Below are 19,097 nucleotides of genomic sequence, written 5' to 3' on the forward strand. Positions count from 1 at the left end.
CGGTTACTCTTTCGTAGACTCTTCAATGTACTCTGCAATAACGGGTATTGTCAGCTCGAGATTACTCGTTATGAGACTATTTTTCACGTATTTCAACTTGCTGCTATTACTCACATACGACTGAATGCCAAGTACATTGTTAATATATAGGACGCCTTCATTTGTAATCATCGGTTTAATAATGTACCCGTCATTCTCATCATATTGACGAATTTTCTCCAGGCCGTTAACAAGCCCTTGATCAAATAAATTATTCATCGCAATTTCATATACAGCCGGTGCCATATTCTCACTCATTCGCTCATGTAATTCATACATCACATCCGGCTTATTTTCCAAATAGTACTGCACATAATACGCAAGAAGTACTTGCTCTTTTACTGCTAACTCTCCCATAAACATACCTCCTTTTCCTGTCTTTTCTATTATACATTATTTTAGCATAAACCGGATAGAATGCAGTCCAATATGACGAATGAACAAACTATAATCATCGCTCGAAGAAAGTTGCTATCTCCCGCGTAATTTGTCCTTCGCCGATTTTTTAGTGAATGCTTCTTCTAGTTGCGCTTTCTTTAAAATAGCTTTATTTCTGTACATTTATCTTGATCCCCTCTTTTAAGGGAATTCTGCATCATCCTACTAATCAACAAACGTACTTTTTTATTTATTTGAGTTTGAATTTACCAACTATTAATTGTAATTTCTCTGCCATTTCCCCTAATACTTCTACAGATGATGCAATTTCTTCTACAGAAGCATTTTGCTCCTCTGCTGCTACAGCTATATTTTGCGTATTAGCCGAAGATTGCTGCGAGATTATTGTTGCCTTATTGATTATTTCAACCATCTCTTGAGAAATCTCATTAACTTCTTTTATTATATGGGCACCATCTTCGGATTGTCTTGAGATTGCCGCAATAGATTTTACGATATCTTCAAACGAATGACCTGATTGATAAACTTGCTGGATACCCTCTTGTACAACTTCTGTCCCTATGTTCATTGATTCCACAGCTTTATGCGCTTCAATTTGAATTTGACCAATCAACTCACGAACTTCTTCTGCTGCTTCTCCCGATTGTTCAGCTAGTTTTCTCACTTCATCGGCAACTACTGCAAAGCCTTTACCATACTCTCCTGCTCGTGCAGCTTCGATATTAGCATTAAGAGACAATATATTTGTTTGTTGTACGATTTGTGCTATAACTTCAACAATTCTGCTAATTTCCTCGGATTTTCCACCTAAATTATTGATAACTTCTGCTGTCTCTTTCACTGTTTTTTGTATTAGGCTCATTTGCTCAATCGTTTGAGTGATCGTCTCAGTCCCTACTCTTGCTTTCTCATTGGCTGTAGCTGAGTAATCGTTCATATGTTGAATAGATTGAAATGCCTGTTCCATTCCCCTTGAAATACTTGATGCCATTTGATTTGTATTCATAAAATGTGACATTTGTTTCTCAGACCCTGACGCAACCTCTTGCATAGCAATGGTAATTTGTTCAGTAGCTTTACTTGTCTGTTCAGAACTTGCGGTTAGTTCTTCCGACGAAGAAGCTAATTGTATTGAAGAATCATTAACTTGTAGTAATATCGCTCGAAGCTCTTTCATCATTTTATTAACGGACTGAATTAACATTCCTGTTTCATCATGACTTTCCACTTTTAATTCTCTCTTATTAAATTCACCATTAGCTAATGCTTGCATTAAATCAACCGTTGTTTGAATTCTATTTATAATAGGACGTGTAAGCAAGTAATTCAATAAAATAGCGATAGCGATAATAATAAAGGCTGTCACAAAAATATTAATAGTTTCATCCAAAATGACTTTTTGAATCCGTTCACTTGTATCCGGGGCACCTACATACCACATACCAATGATTTTTTCATTTGAATCCTTTATCGGCATGTAGGCAGATTGATATGTATGACCAACAACATTGGCTTGCCCGAGGTATACTTCTCCTTGTTTAAGGACCTTTTCTTTTACCACATCCGATACTTTAGTTCCAACAGCACGTTCTCCATCTACAAGAACATTTGTTGTTATTCTCGTATCATCTAAAAAAATAGTAACCGTATTGCCATTTGTTAAATCTCCAATTATATCTACTATTTCATAATTATCATTCATTAAAGTATCACCTTTATATAATTTCCCATCTTTAATCTGCCATTCACCTGGATACTTTAAATCAATAATTGAAAATCCTGTCTGCAAATCAGACTTCGCTTTTTCAAGTGCTTCACCTTGTACTATACTAGTTAACGTTATTTTTTCATGATATCCCATAACAGTAAAAGAGATCACTAGAATAAATATCGAGATGAAAAAAAATTTTACACGAATAGACAATGACATAAACAGATTCTTAATACGATTCATTTTTAATTTTTACCCCCACTTATTTTCTTTAAATTCTCAACCTTACGTTGTACGCATATTACTTAATCACATCACAATAAAGTGATACTTCATTCAGTGGGGGTTTTCTTCATCCCCCACTGAATGTTAGTTGAACCAATCGGGCTTTTACGGGCAGTTGATCCCCTGCTTATCCTTCTTTTCTTTTCGAAGTCTTGAAGAAGGAGTCTTACTGCCCGTTAATGCGGGATAAATGCTTTTTGTATTTGGTGTTTGCCAAGTTAGCTGCTGCATACACCGTTCACAATATATATATCTTTATACCTATAAAATCTAATTTACATAGATTTATCTTATCATTTAATTGTGAAATAAAGCAAAATACACCCATTAAATTACCTATAAGATGCCCTTACAAAAAACCTTTTCTATATTACCTTTGTCATTAACTTGTTTCAAAATCAATCTTCTCAACATGATAAGTAGTTCTTCCACTAACAAAAAAGCATCCACACAATTCTCTTGTAGATGCTTCTAGCTTTTTTGATTTATTCTTTTAAATATATGCCAACCACACACTTCACATGTGTTGAGTTGGTGAAACCTTCCGGGTCAAGTTACGTCCATTTCAACCATTTGTCAACAATAGCTTTATGCATAGTAAAGGATTCTTTTTTGGCAATAAAGGCAGACCGGCTCTTCCGAAAAACATTCGGTTGATCGTTTTCAGCTGATTGATATGACCTTCTCTGTTGCTATAGGGCAGATAAAGTGAAACTTCATTCAGTGGGGATTAGGTTCAATCATGCAGACGTTGTCACAGGACGTGACGTTCTTAGTCTGTCTTCCTCTTAGCCCCCACTGAATAAACAGGAACTCAGGTAAAGGGCGCCGCGTCCTGCGGCAATACGTGAGTGACCGGCTTCAGCCGGCCCGAGCCAATCAGGCTTTTACGGGCAGTTGATCCCCCGCTTATTCTTCTTTTCGACGTCTTGAAGCGGGGGTCTTACTGCCCGTTCATGCGGGATAAACAAACCATGAATCCTGTTTATTACCCCTTCCTTTTGTGCTCTCTCCGTAATAAATAAACAAAATAGGGCGCTCCGATGATCGCAGTCATTATGCCCACTGGAACTTCTCTTGGAACAATAATGATCCTACCGATACTATCACCGATTAGCATTAGATTTGCCCCAATAATTGCGGCTAACGGAATTAAGAGCTGGTGGCGACCTCCAACAAGCTTTCGTGCGATATGAGGAGCAATGAGTCCTATAAAACCAATTGATCCTACTGATGCAACGGATACTCCAGCCAGTGATACAGAAAGAAGCAATAACCAAAAGCGTTGTCGAATGATATCAAGTCCTAATGTCTGACTGTATTCATCTCCTAACTGAAAAACATTAAGCTTCGGATATTGCCACCATGCAACGGGAAGAAGTATTAAAATCCATGGAAGGAGAGAAAACACTTCACTCCACCCTCTCCCCCATAAACTTCCAGACAACCATAACAAGGTCATATTGATATCAGCAGGATATTTAACAAGTAAGTATTGAATTCCCGATTGAAAAACAGCTCCTATTGCTATACCTACTAATGCAAAAGCATCAGGACTTAATGTCAAACGCTTACTTAATAGTAACAGCAAAATAAACACTAAAAAGGCACCTGTTAAAGCGGCCGCCGGTAATACGTAGGAAGGAGAACTCGGAAAAAGAAAGATGACCAAAGCGGCAAAAAATCCGGCCCCTTTTGTCAACCCAATGACATCGGGACTTGCCAATGGATTTCGAACAAGGCTCTGCAAGATAACTCCTGAAACGGCTAAGCCGAAGCCTGAAAGAATACTTATCACGACTCGAGGGAGACGATACTCCCACACAATAAAAGAAAAAGATGTATCTTTTTGCAGTAGGCTGTACCATAAATCTGGAATAGAAATGGAAACAGCGCCAACACTTAAAGATAAAAGGGAAAAGATCATCATTAATAAACATGAAAAAGTAAATATTATTTTATTCATAATGACGCTCTTCCTTTCTTACGAGCTAAATAAATAAAAAAAGGACCACCGATAACCGCCGTTAAAATTCCGACTGGCGATTCATATGGATATGCGATAAAACGACTGAAGAAATCTGCATACACAAGAAGCAGCCCCCCCAATAACCCCGTTAAAGGAACGAGCGTACCTAACTTTTCACCTGCTAATAAACGAGCCACATGTGGAATTAAAAGCCCCACAAAACCAATTGGACCACAAGTCGCTACTGCTGATCCAGCCAATAAGATAACAATAAGCATACCAATCAATTTTACGAACATAATCCTCTGACCTAAACTAAGTGCGACATCGTCATCAATTAGTAAAAGCCTAAAAGAAGGTAGCATGAATAAGAAAATAGTAATTCCAGTAATAGACCATGGTAAAAGCGTTTGAACTTCCTGCCATCCTGCTTGATTGACAGCCCCTACTAACCAAAACATCATACTATCTGTAGAGTGTTGGTTCATGATAATGAGTCCTTCTGTTAAAGAGGAAAGTAGAAAATGAACGGCTATCCCTGCTAAGGCGAGTCGAACATGCTGCTTTTGCTGTATGCCTGCTAATGAAAATACAAGAAGTGCGCCAAGGATCGCTCCAATAAAAGCAAAATAAACAGACGCTGTTAAGGTAAAACTCGGAAACACAATTAAGCTGATGACTACTGATAAGGAAGCTCCTGCATTAATCCCAAAAATATGTGGTGAAGCAATTGGATTTCTCGTAACAAGCTGTGTCAGTAGTCCCGCTAATGCCATATGAACACCAATCACAAATGCAGTTATCGTTCTGGGCATTCGTAACGTTTGAATATAAAGGTGCTCTTTATCTTGCCCTTGGTAGGTGATCGCTTCATATAAAATGCGCCACGAAATAGTCGCCTGTCCCCATTTAAGGCTAATAAAAAAACCGATAACGATGAAAATGAATATTACTGCAAAAAGAGAAAGCAGAAACGTTTTAGGTTTCTGCTTTCTGATTGTAAACCGACTCATATTACTGATCTCCTAAATGCTTCACAATATCCTCAATCATTTTTTCTGAGCCAAGTAATCCACGTGACAGTGCCCAGTCTCTTCTCTCAACTGTGAATACTTTATTATTTTGAACAGCATCAATTTCTTGCCACAGTGGATTTTTTCCCCACTCATCTACAATCGTTTCTTCAGTTGCTGGTAGTAGGAAAATCGCTTGTGGATTCGTTTCAACAAGCTGCTCTAAGCCTAATTGCGGATAAGAATCTTCGCTTTTTACTGGATCATCAAAGCCGATATTTAGCAGGAATGATCCTGTATATGAATGATCTGAATGTGCAAAGAAACCTTTTGGATTCGTTACAGCTGGTAACACCGTCAAAGTAGTTTCGCCTATCTTTTGCTTCGCTTCTTCAATTTTTTGATGATGTTCTTCTAAACGCTGTTTACCTTCTTCTTCTTTTCCTAACGCTTTCGCTATGACTAAATAGTTATCAAGCATTTGATTGTAATCTGCTTGATGATCGTCTAAAACAATAGTAGGTGCAATTTTGTTCAATTGATCATAAATGTCCTTATGATGATTTAAATCTGCAATAATTAAATCAGGTTGTAATGAACTAATCATTTCAATATTTGGCTCATAACGAGATCCAATGGAAGTATATTCCTTTAATTGATCTCTCACTTTATCCATGAATAATTTCGGATCATCATCATCGGCTACACCTACAGGCTGAACATCAAGTGTCATAAGTGCGTCTGTATAACTAAATTCTAATACAACAATTTTTTCAGGTGCTTTTTCTAGCACGGTTTTCCCAAGTTCATGATTAATCTCAATCGTTTCTTTCTTTGTTTCTTTTAGTGCTTCTTCTTTCGATTCGTTTTCATCAGCATTTCCACAAGCAATAAGACTTAAAATGAATATACTCATAAAGACAAATCCAAACATTCGTTTCATCCGATGCTGCATTATATATCCCTCCATAAACGATTTTGATTATTATTATCAATTAGAATTTTATGTGTTATCGCCCTTCTTGAACATATCTCAATGTAAGAACTAGCATGTCATATCTTTAGATTTTATTTACTTGAGCTCGAAAGATCGTTGGAGAGCACCCCTCCTCCTTTTTAAAGCTGCGGCTGAAATGAAAATAATCGGAGAATCCAACTCTTTGAGCCACTTCCTTTGCTGTTAAATTGGATTGGAGTAAATATTGCTTCGCTTTTTCAATTCGAAGTTTCATAAGATATGCGGTCACTGTAGTACCCGTATGTTTTTTAAATAAAACGGTATAATGACCAACACTTAAGCCAGCCCTTTCAGCGAGCATCGGCAGCTTTATTTCCAGCATGTAATGTTGATTCAAATACGAGACCGTTTCCTCAATAAAGCTCATGGCTGTTTTCTGCTCCTTTTTCACTCCTGACTCGTATAAATAAATAAATAAAATTCTTTCAAGTATAAGCCTTTCTCGAAAGCTCTGAACCTCATCTTGCTTCTTATTTTTTTCACTTAATGTACGAATCCGAACAAGCTCGTCAAGCATATAATCAATTTTTTCTCCACTTATTGAATACAATGGACCACTTAATGCCCAATCTTGATTTTCAGGGAAGATATGGTACGTAATTAACGCATATTTAGCAGACTTTGTTTTCGGAATTTCAATGCAATATGGACCTTCCTTTGCATGAAACGCAAAGCCTTCCGTACAAATGATAGAGGGTTGATTGTCTGATGTGACTGTTACATGCCCTTGTTTAACGATGAGGATGGCATGACAGTCAGGTAGAGGCATAAAGTTTTGCGAGTTTTCAAAAATAGTTACATCTTTTAAGCAGGGAATAATAGTCGAAAGCTGTTGAAAGCTCATAGATGAATCACCCTTTTTCTAAAAATAGTTGGAAATAAAGAAAAGACCTAGCCTTTTCAGCAAGATCTTTAAGCAAGTTCACGATTCTCACATAAATCATATGTTAAACAAATGGGACAGCCTGATTTTGGCTCAATCATAATGCTTGCTTCAATGTTGTATACATTCTTTAATGTCTCTGTTGTCATCACCTCTAAAGGCGAACCGGTTTTTACAATAGTACCTTCATTCATCGTAATTAAATAATCAGAGAAACGAGCCGCATGGTTTAAATCATGTAAAACCATAACAATTGTACGATTTTCTTGTTCATTTAACTTTTTTAACAGCTTAAGTATGTCTAATTGGTGAGCCATATCTAAATAGGTTGTCGGCTCATCAAGAAGAATAATGTCTGTTTCTTGAGCCAAAGTCATGGCAATCCACACTTTCTGTCTTTGCCCTCCAGATAATGAATCTACTTCTGAATTGGCAAAAGCTTTTACCCCCGTTACGTCTAAAGACCACTCAATCGCCTTTTTATCCGCTTCTTTTAAACGTCCTAATCCTTTTTGATGAGGATAACGCCCATAAGATACGAGCTCATAAACGGTTAAGCCTTGTGGAACGGTTGGACTTTGCGGCATCATCGCCATTTGTTTCGCTAATTCCTTTGTTGATTGTTGATGAATGGATTTACCATCCAAGAATACAGTTCCCTTTTTTGGCTTTAAAATACGTGAAATTGTTTTTAATAGCGTTGATTTGCCGCATCCATTGGAACCAATGATTGTGGTGATCTTTCCTTTTGGAATTTCGACATTCAATGAATTAATAATCACTTTTTCATCATAGTTTACCAACAAATCTTCGACTACTAATTGAGCCATTTCATCACCCTGCTAATTTGAGAATAATTATCATTTTCAATAAATGATATCCTGTTTAACACGTGCTGTCAATATTTTTTGCACTAGTCATTTTATTCACGTTTTTTCGATTTATAATAAAGATTTTGAATAGGCTACACTGCATTCGGACCAGTAAAATGCACCATCTTTAAGTCGACTACTTTCTTTTATTTTTTTGAAGTTCCAACAATCTAAATCTTAATTTCCGATCACTAGCATAAATATACAGAGCGATGCTTGAGAATAAAACTTTAGAAAAAATGATGAAAATAATGGGATTCTTAACATAAGTCAATGAGTGCTATTCAGAGCAAGCTTACAATTATAATTGAAAACATATTTAGGAGGTTCTTTTATGAATACAAATTATAACCAAAACAATATGCAAAAAAAGTCAGCGATCATTGCTGGTATTGCCTTATTGACAATGACCATTGCCGCATTTTTCGCTCAGGGATTTGTGCATAGTTCCCTCGTAGTTAGTGGAGAAGCGGTCATTACCTTAAAAAACATTCAATCTAATCGTTTATTATTTGATCTGGAGATAATGGGATGGATGATCATTATTATTACTGACCTAGTTGTATCATGGGGTTTCTATATTTTCTTAAAGCCTTTCCATCAAGCGTATGCATTGTTAGGCGGATGGTTTCGTTTACTTTACACAGCGATACTGTCAATTGCGGTTTCACATCTTATTATTGCGAGTAGCATTGTACGAGAATCTTTGTTTAGCAAAGAAATAAATGAAATGGCCATTCAAGTTATGGGCTCAATTACAGCTTTTGAAGCAATCTGGTCCTTTGGATTAATCATATTTGGACTACATCTCATCACAGTCGGCATTGTAGCGATGAAAACAAATCAAATCCCCAAAATCATCAGCATCCTAGTAGTACTAGCGGGTTTCAGTTATTCACTCATTCATGTCATGTATAGTTTTATACCACAACTTGACAATGTCACACGTTTTCTAGAAATGATCTTGATGGTTCCGATGTTTGTTGGCGAAATAGGTTTTGGGATCTGGTTACTGGTAAAAGGACGAAAACTGTCTATCGATTAATCTACAATTCTGAGGTGGTTTGCTTCTGACCGTTTCTTAATACGACTGAGGGATTCTGGTGTGATTCCTAGATAGCTTGCTAGCTGGTATTGCGGCACTCTTTTAATCAAATCGGGCCTTTTTTCCAGCAATACACGATATCGCTTTTCTGGTGTTGATGACATAAAGGACGCAAAATCATCGCGCATAGAGCCAAAGTCTTCTTCAATCATTTTACGCGTCATTTTTTCTAGAACCGGATGCATGTCGTAGTTCCCCTGCTCTGTAGCCAAATCACCGACAACGAGCGTACAATCTTCCAAACAGCTAAGCGAGTACTTGGCAGCTTTTTCAACGGCATGCAGGTTGAAAATGGTGACACTTTGTTCCTCTGTATAAAAATTGAAGGTCGTTTCATTTCCATCATCATCCACGGCATACTGACGAATACAACCTTTTAAAACAAAATAGCATTTGTCGGGAACATCCCCTTGATGCAAAAGGATGGTTCCTTTCTTAAAAGTAGCAACCGGAACATCAACAGTAAGTTTTTTCAGCTCTGTTTCACTAAGGTCGGAAAAACGTTTCATGTACTGAATAAGGACATCTTTCATGGATTTACCAACTTTCCTTGAATTTATTCTTCTTATTAGTTTAACAAGATTATTCGGGGACGAGAACACCTATCGAAGAAATAGACCGAGGTAATGTAAAGTTTTTAAATAAATATGTTGCTATATATTCCAATTCCGTATGAAAAAAACACACATTTATTCAAAGGAGGATTAATGGTGAACGCAATGGTTTGTACGCAATATAGGAAGGAATATCAATTTTAATGGAAATAGTTACCTATTCCTGCTCCGAAAGATCACGAGATACAAGTGCAAATTTATGCATCAACTGTCGCTTCTGGTGATGTGGTGCGAGCGAAAATGGGCGGATTTTTGAAATCAAAGAATGGCATATTAGGGCAAGAATTTGCAGGTGTTGTTACAGAGGTAGGGAAAAAAGTAACACGCTTTAATAAGCATGATAGAGTGTTTGGAATAGTTGCAACAGGTGCACACGCCGAGTATCTAACTGTATCGGAAGAAGCTGCGGTCACTAAAATACCAGCATCAGTTTCTTTTAGAGAAGCGGTTTGCTTTTGTATTGGTGCAAATCCCACGCTCTACTTTTTGGAGAAGCTAGGAAACATAAGACCAGGGCATCAAATTTTAATAATTGGTGCCTCTGGTTCAGTAGGAACGTTTGCGGTGCAATATGCGAAATATATAGGAGCAGAAGTAACTGGTGTATGCAGCACGAAAAATATAGAGCTTGTTAAGGAACTTGGCGCTAATCACGTAATTGACTATAATCAGGAGGATTTTAGAGAAAGTAAAAAAATATGACATTATTTTTAATTCAGTAGGTCACATCTCATATAACTTCATTAAACGCAAGCTGAAAGCAGAGGGGGTTTATACAACACTTGCGCTTAATGGTGCACTAATCATTCAGTCGTTATGGTCCAAGTTATTTAGCAAAAAGAAAGTACATTGTGGAGTAACATTTGCTTCTATTAATAATGTTTTAGTAGTTAGAGAATTTCTAGAAAAAGGTTTCTTGAAAGAAGTCATTGACCGTAACTATCCCCTCAATCAGCTTCTAGAGGTATTTCGATATGTAGAAGAAGGTCATAGAACCGGTACTGTATTAATTACTCCAACTATGCAAAATAATTTAGAAAAAAGGTAGTAAAGTGGATAAATTGCAAAAAAATAAATATATCTAATAAGTTTTCTAGCAAATGCTTTTTCAAAAAAGCTCGTGTCACTTAGTTTCAACTAAAACCTTCTTAAAAAGAGATATTTGAAACATAATCTCTTCTTTCTTACATCTACTCGCCTGAAATACCCGTTATATTCCAAAAGTTAATTTTTACAATATTTAGCGTCGTTATGTATTTCTATTTTCCTACATAAAAAAACTCAAGCATTTTTCAGCCTGAGCTTTTCTCTAAGATAAAGTGTCTACTTTTTCATTAATCTTGTCGCTTTGTAATTAAGTCAAAATATCAAAAATCACCAAAACCCGTATTCCTGACTTTTATTTAAAATAAAGTCCCCACAACTTTCCCTCATTTCCACCAATTTTGCTTCACGTTTTTTTCGTTTTATAATAAAGTTTTACATCTGAATTTTAAATCCAAAGGTAGTGGATATCAGGGCTTGGGGGTAGGTGTAAAGATGGAGGACTTTATTATAAAGTACAAGACTTTATTTTAGGGCTGCAGTTATAATGTTAGAACAGCTACTGCCTCAACATGCGTCGTCTGCGGAAACATATCAACCGGCTGTACTTCACACGTCTTATACCCTCCGTCTTCGAGTACCCGCAAGTCCCGTGCAAGTGTTCCTGGGTTACAGGATACATAAACGACTTTTTTCGGTTTCATCTCCAAAATCGTCTGCAGTAACGCATCGTCGCAGCCTTTGCGCGGCGGATCGACGACGATGACGTCCGGACGAATCCCTTGTTTATACCAGGCGGGGATCACTTCTTCTGCTTTCCCTGCTTGAAACTGCGCATTTGTAATGCCATTTAATGCGGCATTTTTCTTCGCATCTTCAATCGCTTGCGGCACAATTTCGACACCGTATACTTCTTTTGCTTTTTTAGCAAGAAAAAGGGATATCGTACCGATGCCGCAATACGCATCGATGACCACTTCATCACCAGTCAATCCCGCAAATTCAAGTGCTTTTCCGTAAAGGACCTCCGTTTGCACTGGATTCACCTGATAAAATGAACGGGCCGAAATAGCAAATTTCACATCACCGATTAAATCATAAATCACATCTTCGCCCCACAATGTGCGCGTTTGGTTTCCAAAAATAACATTCGTTTTATCAGGATTAACGTTCTGTACAATCGATGTAATACCTGGAATCGCGTCACGGATGCCTTTAATGATCGCCTCTTTATTCGGCAGTTCAGCTGTACGCGTGACGAGCACCGCCATCATTTCACCTGTTGTATAGCCAATCCGCGCCATTACATGACGGAGAACGCCTTTATGCCGCTGTTCATCATAAGGCATAACACCGTTCGCTGCGCACACGTCTTTCACTTTTTGAATGATGTTATCACTTTGTTCATGCTGAATAAGGCATTCGGTCATATCGATAATGTCGTGGCTCCGTTTTTTGTAAAAACCGGCAACAATATGGCCGCTGTTCATGCCGACTGGTACTTGCGCTTTATTCCGGTAGCGCCATGGATCTTCCATGCCAAGCACTGGATGAACTGGCACGTCCGGCAGTTTTGCAATCCGGTCGATCACATTTCGCACCTGGTTATATTTCATCTTAAGCTGTCCTTCATACGTCATATGCTGAAGCTGGCAGCCGCCACACTCATCATATACAGAACATGGGGGCACCACACGTTCAGGCACTATTTGATCGAGACGGATCAATTTCGCAAATCCGTATCCTTTATTCAGTTTCGTCACTTCAATTTCACCGGTTTCATCCGGCAGCGCACCTTCTACAAACAGGGGATAGCCCTCTACTTTCGCCACTGCTTTTCCTTCATGTGTTAAATCGGTAAACGTAACGTATAGCACGTCTTTTATTTTTACCGGGGCTTGAATCTTTGCCACAATTACTTCCCCCTCATTTAATAAGCTTATTTGTCTGTTCACATTAAGAATAGACAAATAATCGTTGACATTAAAAAACGATACCTTTTATCTTACATTGATGCACCGCTTCTTTCAACAGCAGCTCCAGTTTTTCATACTTCTCCCTCCGCATGGATATGATACTGATTTAAAACCATTTTAAAATCAGCTCTGCACCCGTATTCGCTGCACTTACTGCAAATTGCGCTAGCCCGAATCCTGCTGAAAAACCAGTAATAACACGGAGCAAATTATTGCTTGTGCGAAACTGCCGTTTTTGTGTAAATCCATCCAGCAGCATCGGAATGTTCAATGCAATCGCCATTAAAAATGCCGGGATAAAAGACAGAATTGGTGGAAAGAAGGCCATTGGAACAGCTAAAAATAAGCCGATTAATATAAACATACATCTATAACAGATTGGAAACTGCCTTCCGCACACAATCAGTGACCGTTCTGGGCGGCGGTGGCATGGCATGAACTGCAGCGTAAAAAACTCCTTCATGACGAACAGTCCGGACCGCAGTCACAGTCCCCATCGTTGTCGCAGTCGAATGTTTTCTTGCTTATAGTCGGCGTTGGACAGTCGCAATATGAGTAATCATCATCTTTTCCTTTTTTGCGTCGTTTCTTGTACCAGTAAATCGTATATATAAATAAAATGAGGCCAAAACTGAACCAACTGATCAAAATGAGTCGCTCATTTCCAACTGGGTTTGACGTCAATCCAATCACACTCCCTATGATGCAAGTGAGAGCGACAAAAAAACTGATAAAAATCAATCTCGGAGCACCGCCTTTCAACGTAATCTTATCATAAATCAATACGATAAAAGGAAGATGCTTTTAAGTCGGCTTCTTCTCAATATCTTTCCTCTTAATAAGTAATGTTTAAAAAAAGCCGGTAAAGGAATAGTAAATAAGAGACATGATACAAATAGGAGATGAACTTAATGAATCAAAATGAACTAAAAAAGCAGATTTTGACCATTTTGCAAGAAAATCGTGTCGGGACGATGGCGACCATTCATGATAATAAGCCAAGATCTCGTTACATGACTTTTTTTCATGATGATTTAACGCTTTATACCGTGACAAGCAAAGATACGCACAAAACGGAAGATATTGAGCAAAATCCATATACGCACATTTTGCTTGGTTACGAAGGTGAAGGCATTGGTGATGTGTATGTAGAAATCGAAGGGAAAGTGGTCGAGTCTGACGATGAAAGCTTGAAGGAAAAAGTATGGAATGAACATCTTGAAGGCTGGTTCGACGGCCCGGAAGATCCGGATTTGCTTATTTTACAAATTATTCCGGACGATATTCGATTAATGAACAAAAAAGATCAGCCGCCGCAAACACTGGATCTTTAACCAAACGAAAAAGGCACCGCATTTAATTTAAATAGTTCAGTTATTATGAAGTAAACCTTAAAGAACTGACTAAATAGCATTGAAATTCACAAACAAAACTATACAGTAAATAGCTCGTAAAAAACCTCAGAGTTTTTAAATAAAAGTACCCTATAAGATAGACTTTTTTAAATTGTCTACTTTATAGGGTACACCTTAATTCAACCAGGTCTTGAAGTTACTATTATTCTCAAAAAAGACTAATGTGCAGGCATTAAAACTCGTGGAGTTGTTAAAGATTTACTGACAAACTCCGCCCGACACGGAGATGGCTTTTTCCATCTTACATTTTCGTCCTTCCTGCTGTACATTTAAGTTTATATATACAAGCCTTCCTTAAGCTTGGAGTTAGTTTTTCAGTCCGTACTGTATTTCTTCATCCGCCTTCTGACTTGTAGATTTATTAAACCGCTGTTTCCATCAGAATCTCTAAGTTCTCTTTAGTAAAATGGTACGTTTCATTACAGAAATGGCAATTTGCTTCAGCCTGTCCGTCTGTTTGGATCATGTCTTGGATCTCTGCACTTCCTAAACTTACTATAGCATTGGTAATTCTCTCTTTGGAGCATTGACACTGGAATTGAACCGGCATTCTTTCAAGAATATTTACATTTCCTTCCCCAAGTACTTGTTCAAGTATTTGTTCTGGGGTCATACCTTCCGCAATCATTGAAGAAATTGGTGCCATTCCTTTCAGACGTTCTTCGATTGTGCTAATTATTTCATCTTCTGCACCTGGCATCAGTTGAATGATGAAACCGCCAGCTGTTTGAATGGTATTATCAGGGTTCACCAGCACACCTACTCCTACTGCAGAAGGCGTTTGTTCAGAATGAAAGAGATAAGATGTAAAATCCTCCCCTATTTCACCTGAAATTAGAGGAATTTGTCCCATAAAAGGTTGCTGCAGTCCTATATCTTTTGATATTGTCAGCAATCCATTTGTTCCTACGGCTCTTTTCACATCTAGTTTTCCCTGTTTATTAAGGTCAAAATGAGTTTGAGGATTGGATACATAGCCTCTCACTTCTCCTTTGGCGTTTGTATCAACGAGAATTGTGCCTATAGGACCTCCACCATTGATTTTCACTGTTAGTTTTTCTTCGCCTTTGAGCATTGCTCCTAGCATCACACTAGCAGTCATCGATCGCCCTAGGGCAGCCGAAGCCGTTGGCCAAGTATTATGACGACGTTGAGCCTCTCCTATTGTTACCGTTGTGTTGACTGCATAAGCACGTACTTGATTGTGATATGCTAGCGCTTTTACTAAATAATCCTTCATTTCTTTGCTCCTTTTCTTCATTAAAATTTAAAACAATTCCTGTGCCAATAATCGATAAACATTCAGACGTTTCTCTTGTGAATGAGGAATGCTGCAAATCATCGCTTCATCAAAACCATAATAGGCTTGCTCTTCCTGCAACAATGTTGCGATTTGCTTTACATCTCCCACTAAATGGATGTTACGATTTTCTTTAATAATCATTCGATCCATTTCTGTCAATGGATAATCACGGGCTTCTTCAGGCGTCATAACTTGCCCAATCTTGCCTTTCATAAACATTAAACGCCAAATATCTTGTGGCATTGCCTCAAACTCAGCTTCTTCTTTTGTTTCGGCTGTTGTTACCATATAGGAAACATTGATTTCCGCTTTTTCCATAAAAGCTGAAGGTTGAAAATTCTTTTTGTATGCATCTAAAATCTCCCTAGTCATCTCGCCATTAAAAAATTGGGCAAAAGAATAACCAACGCCCCTGCGTCCAGCCTGAACAGCACTGTTTCCACTTGAACCTAATAGCCAAGCTTCCGGCAAAATGACTTGGGACGGTGTGGCGATTGTTTTATTATACAAACTATCTTCAGGTACTTCGTCGTTGATCAACTGCAAAGCAGTATCAAATTTTTCATACATGTTGTTTACCATCGATTGGCGTCCTTCAGATAAAGCATAAACGGAGTAGTTATCCCCTCCCGGAGCTCGACCAACGCCAAAATCAATGCGACCCGGCGAACATGCACTTAAGGTTTTAAACACCTCCGCCAGTTTTAATGGGGAATAATGCATCATCATCACTCCCCCGGTTCCGATACGAATATTTTTCGTTTTAGCAGTCAAATAGGCTGTCGTCACCTCAGGAGCTGAGCTTGCAAAAACATTTGTTGCATGATGTTCTGCCATCCACATTCGATGGTAGCCTAATTCATCTCCTAAAATAGCTAGCTCATCCGCCTTTTTCAAAGCATCTGCTGCCGTATTCCCTCTCGTAATGGGGGCTTGATCCAATATACTTAATCTCATCTAGATATCGTCCTTCCAATCAGGTTATGCTTCCTACAAATCGATTTCTTTTTCTCTACGTAATTTTTCCGGGGTTACATCATTTCCAAGTGGATCAAGGACAGTCATTCCTGAAAAAGTGTTGAGAACTTGTCCGCGAATTTCGCGTAAGTAATCTTCACGCAATACTTGTTGCTCCACGCGTTCAGCATTTGTCAAACCTTCTTCACGCTGTTTTTTGGCTAATTCATTAATACGACCTAAACTTTTAATCATCTTATTTCCTCTCAATTCTCGTTATTCATTTTGTGTAGTTAGTGCAGGGAAATGCGGTACTACATACTCGCCCAATTCTTGAATCACTTCAGCCATAGGACGATTTCCATTTTTCAAAACAAGAATGACATGATTCATCCCAATATCTTGTAACGCATAAAGGTAATCGATTAAAAACTTATGACCTGATGTGAAACCGACTTTTATCGGAATTGGGCGAGGTGAAGCCATTGGATTTTCTGATAAGTTAATAACTAAAGGCTGAGAGCAAGGCTTAAACCTTCCCGATGCTTTCCTCCAGAGCTTGATTAGCTCATGCTGACGATTCACCTCTTGCGCATAAACCATCCAACCGTCTGTATTTTCTGCTAACCATTCAACTGTTTGCCCAGAATATCCTGTACCCAAGATGGGGATATCAGCTAAAAGTGGTTTAGGAATCACATCACCTTCTATTAGTCCCACTCGCTTTGACTGTATTTTAGGGAATGATTCTTTCCACACTTTTCTCATGACCACTATGGACTCCCTAAACAATTCTTCACGTTCATCACGTTCTACTTTAAATGCAGGAAATTCGATTGGACGGTCTCCAGTTGCAGCCCCAAATAAGAAGCGTTGCTTAGACATATCATCTAAAGATACAGCTGATTTCGCTAAGTGAAGGGGGTGTCGCAATGTAGTAACAACACTTGCAGTGCCTAGAGCGATTTCTTTCGTATGTGCGCTTGCGTATGCAAGAAATAGGAAAGGATCATACATAACGACATTATCCCCAAAATTGGGATCATAAAGTGGTGAATCCCTTACAAATAAAGAAGCAACCCCTAGATCCTCCACTTGTTTTGCCAGCATCATTTGTTCTGCTAAATCCATTTTCTGAAGATTGGCCTCAGACAATTCCAAAGGAAACGAAATTCCAAGCGTCAATTTATTTTCTTTAAATGTTCGTGCAAAACCATTGTGCGATTGAAACTCCCTCATATTTACTCCACCCGACTATGACGCTTTTCTATTTATAAAACCATTTTTTCTTTTATCCATTCTTGTAGTAATTGTACTTTGAGTGGATAACTCTCATTTATTTCTTCATACAAGGATGCAACTGTTTCACGCTTTAGCACGGATTTCCAAGAAGATTCAGCTTCTTCCATTAAGTTCGTTAACAAGCAGCAACTATTTTCTTCTTCTAAATCAAGCATGCCATGTAAAACTCCACTAGAGGAATAAAGAGATTGTTTTCCCTCTATAGCAAGATAAATATCGTATACGCGAATATCTTCAGGTTTTTTCCTTAGTTTAAATCCGCCTTTCACCCCTGGCACAGAAGTAATTAAGTCCGCACTGACTAACTTCCTCAACAATTTTTGAAAATACGTTGGGGATGCTCCCAATTGTTGACTGATTGCTTCCCCTGGTAATACCGCCTTATCCGGTAACATGTTAAGGATAAGAATGGCATACACAGACTGTTCAACTCCCGTTTTCATCTGCATTAAAATCACCGCCTTTATTCAAAAATTTATTATATCTTCCACAAATATAAAATAATAAGGATAATCATTATCCGCTTTAGTCTAGCATGAGGGTATTTAAAAGTAAACTTTTCATTACTATTGTCTTCCTATACCATCTTATTTTCTAATCATATCTATAACTTTGAGGCTTATATGGCATCATCGTTGACTATTTCAGTCAGACAATTATGGTACCTGAAGACTATATTCAACAGGCTATCCCATTGCTTCAATTCGGCCAGCACGGAATCGAATGACTTGAACAGCTTGGCGAATGGTATTCAGCTGGTGTGCAATGACAAAGCTCGTGTGTCCTTCCATTAGCCTTCCAAACACTTCTTGAATGTGCAATATTGAAGGAAATAGAGAAACGATACCGCAGCGGCCTTCGGGGATTCCATGCAGAATAACGTGCCGTCTACTACATTAACCGCACCAAATAAGCTTACTTTTGCATGATGACCAGACGTAGGTACTTGTAAGATACTAATAGGGGTGAAGTTTGCCTGAGAGGAAAACATAATGGCTATAAAGTGAAACTTCATTCAGTAGGGGTTAGGTTCACAGGACGTGACGATCTTAGTCTGCGTTCTGCTCATCCCCCACTGAATAAAAAAGAACTTAGTAAAGAGCAACGCGTCCTGCGGCAATACGTGAGTGACCGGCTTCAGCCGGCTCGAACCAATCGGGCTTTTACGGACAGTTGATCCCCCGCTTATCCT

20 protein-coding genes are annotated in these 19,097 nt (G+C 38.3%); 4 read left to right on the forward strand and 16 right to left on the reverse strand.

What is annotated here, in order from left to right:
* Positions 1-3: 3 nt before the first annotated feature.
* The 7 genes from BLL40_RS12200 to BLL40_RS12230 all read right to left on the reverse strand — a co-directional run bounded on the left by BLL40_RS12200 (position 4) and on the right by BLL40_RS12230 (position 8,147).
* Positions 4-396 carry a hypothetical protein gene (locus BLL40_RS12200; protein ID WP_073712183.1) on the reverse strand — a complete coding sequence of 131 codons (393 nt, stop codon included), beginning with the start codon at positions 394-396 and terminating at the stop codon, positions 4-6.
* Between the two features lie 271 nt (positions 397-667).
* On the reverse strand, positions 668-2,392 hold the full coding sequence (locus tag BLL40_RS12205) for a methyl-accepting chemotaxis protein (protein ID WP_083566509.1): 1,725 nt from the start codon (positions 2,390-2,392) through the stop codon (positions 668-670).
* A 1,030-nt stretch (positions 2,393-3,422) separates the two neighbouring features.
* Entirely contained in the window at positions 3,423-4,400 is a 978-nt protein-coding gene (locus BLL40_RS12210; RefSeq protein WP_073712184.1) for a FecCD family ABC transporter permease, read from the reverse strand.
* Positions 4,397-5,416, reverse strand: coding sequence for a FecCD family ABC transporter permease (locus tag BLL40_RS12215; RefSeq protein WP_073712185.1), 1,020 nt, complete (start codon positions 5,414-5,416; stop codon positions 4,397-4,399). The genes BLL40_RS12210 and BLL40_RS12215 overlap by 4 nt, the downstream gene beginning before the upstream one ends.
* Before the next feature lies 1 nt (position 5,417).
* On the reverse strand, positions 5,418-6,371 hold the full coding sequence (locus tag BLL40_RS12220) for an ABC transporter substrate-binding protein (RefSeq protein ID WP_073712186.1): 954 nt from the start codon (positions 6,369-6,371) through the stop codon (positions 5,418-5,420).
* Positions 6,372-6,477: 106 nt separating this feature from the next.
* Entirely contained in the window at positions 6,478-7,278 is an 801-nt protein-coding gene (locus BLL40_RS12225) for a helix-turn-helix transcriptional regulator (RefSeq protein WP_073712187.1), read from the reverse strand.
* 68 nt (positions 7,279-7,346) lie between these two features.
* Entirely contained in the window at positions 7,347-8,147 is an 801-nt protein-coding gene (locus BLL40_RS12230) for an ABC transporter ATP-binding protein (RefSeq protein ID WP_073712188.1), read from the reverse strand.
* 376 nt (positions 8,148-8,523) lie between these two features.
* Between BLL40_RS12230 and BLL40_RS12235 the strand changes: the two genes are divergently transcribed.
* Positions 8,524-9,234: a DUF4386 domain-containing protein gene (locus tag BLL40_RS12235; RefSeq protein WP_073712189.1), complete on the forward strand. Its 711-nt coding sequence runs from the start codon at positions 8,524-8,526 to the stop codon at positions 9,232-9,234.
* Here BLL40_RS12235 and BLL40_RS12240 read toward each other — a convergent pair.
* Positions 9,231-9,827 (reverse strand): Crp/Fnr family transcriptional regulator, encoded by a 597-nt coding sequence (locus BLL40_RS12240; RefSeq protein WP_073712190.1) that lies wholly within the window; start codon positions 9,825-9,827, stop codon positions 9,231-9,233. The two genes, BLL40_RS12235 and BLL40_RS12240, sit on opposite strands and share 4 nt — an antisense overlap.
* Positions 9,828-10,091: 264 nt before the next feature.
* On the opposite strand from BLL40_RS12240, the gene BLL40_RS16825 reads away from it, so the two are divergent.
* Together BLL40_RS16825 and BLL40_RS18240 are read left to right on the forward strand one after the other, a co-directional pair.
* Positions 10,092-10,610, forward strand: coding sequence for an NAD(P)-dependent alcohol dehydrogenase (locus BLL40_RS16825; RefSeq protein ID WP_425429421.1), 519 nt, complete (start codon positions 10,092-10,094; stop codon positions 10,608-10,610).
* Positions 10,567-10,956 (forward strand): zinc-binding dehydrogenase, encoded by a 390-nt coding sequence (locus tag BLL40_RS18240; RefSeq protein WP_083566511.1) that lies wholly within the window; start codon positions 10,567-10,569, stop codon positions 10,954-10,956. Before BLL40_RS16825 ends, BLL40_RS18240 begins: the two co-directional genes overlap by 44 nt.
* Before the next feature lie 538 nt (positions 10,957-11,494).
* Here BLL40_RS18240 and rlmD read toward each other — a convergent pair.
* The 3 genes from rlmD to BLL40_RS17205 form a co-directional block, all read right to left on the reverse strand.
* Positions 11,495-12,865, reverse strand: a complete 1,371-nt coding sequence (rlmD, locus tag BLL40_RS12250) for a 23S rRNA (uracil(1939)-C(5))-methyltransferase RlmD (RefSeq protein ID WP_073712191.1) — start codon at positions 12,863-12,865, stop codon at positions 11,495-11,497.
* 169 nt (positions 12,866-13,034) lie between these two features.
* Complete coding sequence (locus BLL40_RS12255) at positions 13,035-13,391, reverse strand: DUF2085 domain-containing protein (RefSeq protein ID WP_073712192.1); 357 nt, start codon at positions 13,389-13,391, stop codon at positions 13,035-13,037.
* Complete coding sequence (locus tag BLL40_RS17205) at positions 13,388-13,612, reverse strand: hypothetical protein (protein WP_143180121.1); 225 nt, start codon at positions 13,610-13,612, stop codon at positions 13,388-13,390. Before BLL40_RS17205 ends, BLL40_RS12255 begins: the two co-directional genes overlap by 4 nt.
* Before the next feature lie 227 nt (positions 13,613-13,839).
* Here BLL40_RS17205 and BLL40_RS12260 point away from each other — a divergent pair, with 227 nt between their 5' ends.
* Positions 13,840-14,262: a pyridoxamine 5'-phosphate oxidase family protein gene (locus tag BLL40_RS12260; protein ID WP_073712193.1), complete on the forward strand. Its 423-nt coding sequence runs from the start codon at positions 13,840-13,842 to the stop codon at positions 14,260-14,262.
* 442 nt (positions 14,263-14,704) lie between these two features.
* Here the strand turns inward: BLL40_RS12260 and hslO are convergent, their stop codons facing one another.
* From hslO to BLL40_RS12285, 5 genes are read right to left on the reverse strand one after another with little or no spacing between them, the layout of a single operon-like run.
* Positions 14,705-15,583, reverse strand: coding sequence for an Hsp33 family molecular chaperone HslO (gene hslO / locus BLL40_RS12265; RefSeq protein ID WP_073712194.1), 879 nt, complete (start codon positions 15,581-15,583; stop codon positions 14,705-14,707).
* A 27-nt stretch (positions 15,584-15,610) separates the two neighbouring features.
* Positions 15,611-16,603, reverse strand: coding sequence for an LLM class flavin-dependent oxidoreductase (locus tag BLL40_RS12270; RefSeq protein ID WP_073712195.1), 993 nt, complete (start codon positions 16,601-16,603; stop codon positions 15,611-15,613).
* A 33-nt stretch (positions 16,604-16,636) separates the two neighbouring features.
* Positions 16,637-16,858, reverse strand: coding sequence for a DUF896 domain-containing protein (locus BLL40_RS12275; RefSeq protein WP_073712196.1), 222 nt, complete (start codon positions 16,856-16,858; stop codon positions 16,637-16,639).
* A gap of 21 nt (positions 16,859-16,879) precedes the next feature.
* Positions 16,880-17,842 (reverse strand): TIGR03571 family LLM class oxidoreductase, encoded by a 963-nt coding sequence (locus tag BLL40_RS12280; protein ID WP_073712197.1) that lies wholly within the window; start codon positions 17,840-17,842, stop codon positions 16,880-16,882.
* Positions 17,843-17,874: 32 nt separating this feature from the next.
* The gene (locus BLL40_RS12285) at positions 17,875-18,354 is read right to left on the reverse strand and encodes an RrF2 family transcriptional regulator (RefSeq protein WP_073712198.1); all 480 of its coding nucleotides are present in this window, start codon (positions 18,352-18,354) and stop codon (positions 17,875-17,877) included.
* Positions 18,355-19,097 lie beyond the last annotated feature (743 nt).

Origin of the sequence: Domibacillus mangrovi, assembly GCF_001906925.1 — a bacterium.
Lineage (GTDB): Bacteria > Bacillota > Bacilli > Bacillales > Domibacillaceae > Domibacillus > Domibacillus mangrovi.